This window comes from Streptomyces sp. AJS327 (genome assembly GCF_013450295.1).
GTDB lineage: Bacteria > Actinomycetota > Actinomycetes > Streptomycetales > Streptomycetaceae > Streptomyces.
On record NZ_SKBR01000009.1, the window covers coordinates 1 to 3,324 of the forward strand.

Genomic DNA, 3,324 nt, shown 5'->3' on the forward strand with positions numbered 1-3,324 from the left:
TTCGAGGTGGCCTGCGCCCCTGACAGGTCCTACGTCGGGCACCTGCGCCAGGTCACCGCGGGCTATCTCGGCCTGTGGGACGTGCACGGTTCGGTGGCCGACAACATCGTGCTCGCCGTGTCAGAGCTGGTCTCCAACTCGGTGCTGCACGGCAAGGGAGGCATCAGCCTGCGCATTCGGTACGCCGCGCCTGACCTCCGCGTCGATGTCACCGATGCCAACCCCACCCCGGCCGAACTGCGTAACGCCGGCGACGACGAGGACTCCGGCCGCGGCATGTTCCTCGTGGCCGTCTTCTCACGGGCCTGGGGCGTCAGCAAAGACGGCCGGACGACATGGTGCCGCTTCCGCGTCCCCACCGGGAGGCCGTGATGGTGGCCATGACGCCGGACAGGGCCGTCGAACTGATCGGCCCGTGCTCGACGGACGACGCGACGGTGGGCGTCCTCCTCGGTGGCCTGCGCCGCTCCCTTGCCCGCGAGGCGATCAACGACGAGCTGTACGACGACCTGGAAGCAGCCATCGGCGAGTTCGCGAACCCCGCGCCCGAAGAGATCGGTCCCCTCGCTGATCGGCTCCGGGCGGCCACCACCGGCCTCGTCGGAGTCGTGCCGCACCTCGTGCGGCCGTACCCCGTCGAGGAGATGCAACGCCTGATCGTGCTGAGCGCCGAGCACCCCCGCCCAGAGGACGCCTCCGGGCACGTCGTCCGCTTCGCCACGGCCATGCTCTCGCTTCTCGACCTGATGGGAGACGACGCCTTATGACGCTCGCCCCCGCTCTCGACGTCGGTATCCCTTCTCCCCGCGCCTTCGAAAGGACGAGCGCCCATGTGTCGGCACAACCCCCCGTGTCCCACCGCGGAAGCCCCCGACCGGGAAGCCGCACAGGTCATCGCGCACGGCGGCGTTCAGGGCTGGGCCTTGTTGTGCAACCAGGTGCTGATCTTCGATGACACCGGCGAGCTGCTGCCAAACGGCAAGATCATCGCTCCGCGCCGCCCCATATGCGCGCCAGGAGCACGCGCATGAACTCGGCCTGGAAGTGCCTCGCCTCTACATCACAGCGAAAGAGCGCAGCGTACTGGGGGCCCGATCTTCGGGGTCGATTCCTCAGGAATAAGAATCCAAACCCTTCTTGGAGTACCAATGTCCATTCCGGCCATTTATGATTCATTGCCTGCCCAGACGCGCTCGTGCTGGCGTGCGCTCTCGCACCTGCCGGGGCCGGTGCTTGACCTGGAAGAGGTGGCTGCGGCCTGCGGCCTGCCGATCCCCGACGCGCGACACCTTGTCGAAGCCCTGGTGGGGGCGGGCCTTCTGAAAGAGGGCCCATCTCACGTGACGCCCGCGCCCACGGTGCGGTTTGACGCAGAGATGCGTGACTTGGCGCGGGCCGCGGCCAGCCGTGATGATCTGCCCGTCGACCGTGAGGTGGCGCTCCGCCGCTGGGTGGAGGGCATCGTCGCGATCACCACCGCTGCGGAGCGGGTGCTGTCGCCGTGGCACCTGCGCCTCTCCCGGGATCTGCGGCACATGCCGCCCGACCCGCCGCCGTTCGGCGCCGATCCGACGGGGGCGGTGGAGTGGCTTGCGCGCCATGAGGCCACGGTGATGGCCGCCCTCACGGTGGCTGAGGCGCAGGGCTGGCACTCTCTGGCGTGGCAGGTGGTGCACGCGGCCTGGCCTCACTGGCACCGCGCGAAGCCGGTGCCCGTCGCGATCGACGCGCACGAGCGCGGTCTGGCCGCCGCGCGGGCGGCCGGGGACCGGTGTGCGGTTCGGGAGATGCTGACGTCGCTGGCGGGGATGCTCCGAGCTGGCCGAGCGTATGACCAGGCGTGGGAGTGCGCCTTGGAGGCGAGGGACAGCGCCCACGTCGACGGCGATGTCCGTGCGGAGGCGCAGGCCACTCATCAGGCGGGCAGCGTCGCGTTGGAGAGCGCCACCCGGGTTGCTGGGCTGGACCCGGCCGCGCGAGTGCGCGTGGCGCGCGAGTACTTCGTCAAGGCCCTGTCTCTGCGCGAGCGCCTGCACCAGGAAGCCTCCTCTGAGGAGGAGGGGTTCCTCTACCAGCGGCAGTGCAGCCTCACGCGGATCCAGCTGGGGCAAGTCGAGCTGCATCTCGGCAGTCCGGATACCGCGATCAAGGTGCTGAGTCGCGCCCATGCTGACCTCACCAGCCTGGGTGACTCGCTGGATGCCGCGAGGGCGCTCACCTGGCTGGCTTGGGCCCATGCGGTCCGGGCCTCTGACCCCACCCCCGCTCTTCATCTGCTGGAGCGGGCGAAGGCAGCTTTCCACGCCGCGAGCGCCCGGTCCTGGATCGTGCGCGTGGAAGAAGTCCGCGGCGATATCCACCACCGCCATGAGCAATGGGACTTGGCCGCCGAGGCGTACTCCGAAGCCCAGCGTCTTCTTGACCTTTTCCCCGACTCCTTCAGCACGGAGGACGCACAGCGCATCGGCGGCCTTCTGAAGTCTCTCCCCGAGAACTGACATGACTCAGCCTGTTTCTGCTTCCGTTGCTCAAAGAATCCACGTACTGATCCACTCTGGGCATTACCTGCCCGGCCAGCTACTTCTTCTACGGAGCCTGGAATCGGACCTTGGAGTTTCCCGGTCGACGGTGCGTGAAGCCCTTATCCAGCTCTCGTGCGCCGGCGTCGTATCGAAAACCCCTGGAGAGTCAGCTCGGGTGCCGGAGACGCCTATACCGGAGCCCGGCGACGTGCCACCACCCCGGCCCCGAACCGCTTCCCCTCCCCCGTCGTCACCGCCACGGCCCCGCAGTACCCGGCTCATCAGCCAGGTCGAGCAGGAGCAGGTGCTGGCCAGGCTGGGACCGCGCCGCGGGCTGGCGATCGATCTGGGGTGCGGCGTCGGTAGCTGGACTCGCATCCTGGCCAATTGGCAGTTTGAGACCGTCGGTCTGGACTGGGCCCCACAGGCGATCGCCTCCGCGCGCCGCGCCTCACCCCACCTCAGCTACGCCCTGCATGACTTCACCAGGCCCGACATAGACGCCATCCCGGGCACGGCGAAGGCGGACCTGATCACCGCCCGCCTCACGCTGCATGTCCTTCCGCGGCCTCACAGCATCATGGCCTGGGCTCGCACCAGATGGCTCCGGCCAGGCGGCCGATTCCACCTGATGGTGCCCATCACGGCCGACCGCACGGACCGCACCGGTTTCACAGAACGAGAGCTGATGGTGCTGTGCGACGGGTGGAAAGTACTCGACCGCTGGTATCTCGCCGGGCATCGAGACACAAAAACCGCGTGCCTACTCCTGGCTCCCGAAAAACTCATGTAAGCCCTCAAC

The 3,324-nt window shown here is 68.2% G+C and carries 5 protein-coding genes and 1 pseudogene; all 6 read left to right on the plus strand.

Annotated features, from left to right (window positions below):
- A partial coding sequence (locus tag E0L36_RS26865; protein ID WP_308416964.1) for an ATP-binding protein occupies positions 1-372 on the plus strand: 372 nt, incomplete at its 5' end.
- Positions 372-767 carry a DUF6415 family natural product biosynthesis protein gene (locus E0L36_RS26870; RefSeq protein WP_258015867.1) on the plus strand — a complete coding sequence of 132 codons (396 nt, stop codon included), beginning with the start codon at positions 372-374 and terminating at the stop codon, positions 765-767. The genes E0L36_RS26865 and E0L36_RS26870, both read left to right, overlap by 1 nt.
- Positions 768-830: 63 nt before the next feature.
- Positions 831-1,031, plus strand: a complete 201-nt coding sequence (locus E0L36_RS26875) for a DUF5999 family protein (RefSeq protein WP_180927158.1) — start codon at positions 831-833, stop codon at positions 1,029-1,031.
- Positions 1,032-1,148: 117 nt separating this feature from the next.
- Complete coding sequence (locus E0L36_RS26880; protein WP_180927157.1) at positions 1,149-2,498, plus strand: hypothetical protein; 1,350 nt, start codon at positions 1,149-1,151, stop codon at positions 2,496-2,498.
- Between the two features lies 1 nt (position 2,499).
- Positions 2,500-2,688 (plus strand): annotated as a pseudogene (locus E0L36_RS28635) (GntR family transcriptional regulator); the annotation flags it as partial.
- A gap of 138 nt (positions 2,689-2,826) precedes the next feature.
- Positions 2,827-3,315 (plus strand): class I SAM-dependent methyltransferase, encoded by a 489-nt coding sequence (locus E0L36_RS28140; RefSeq protein ID WP_308416599.1) that lies wholly within the window; start codon positions 2,827-2,829, stop codon positions 3,313-3,315.
- The last annotated feature ends 9 nt before the right edge of the window (positions 3,316-3,324 follow it).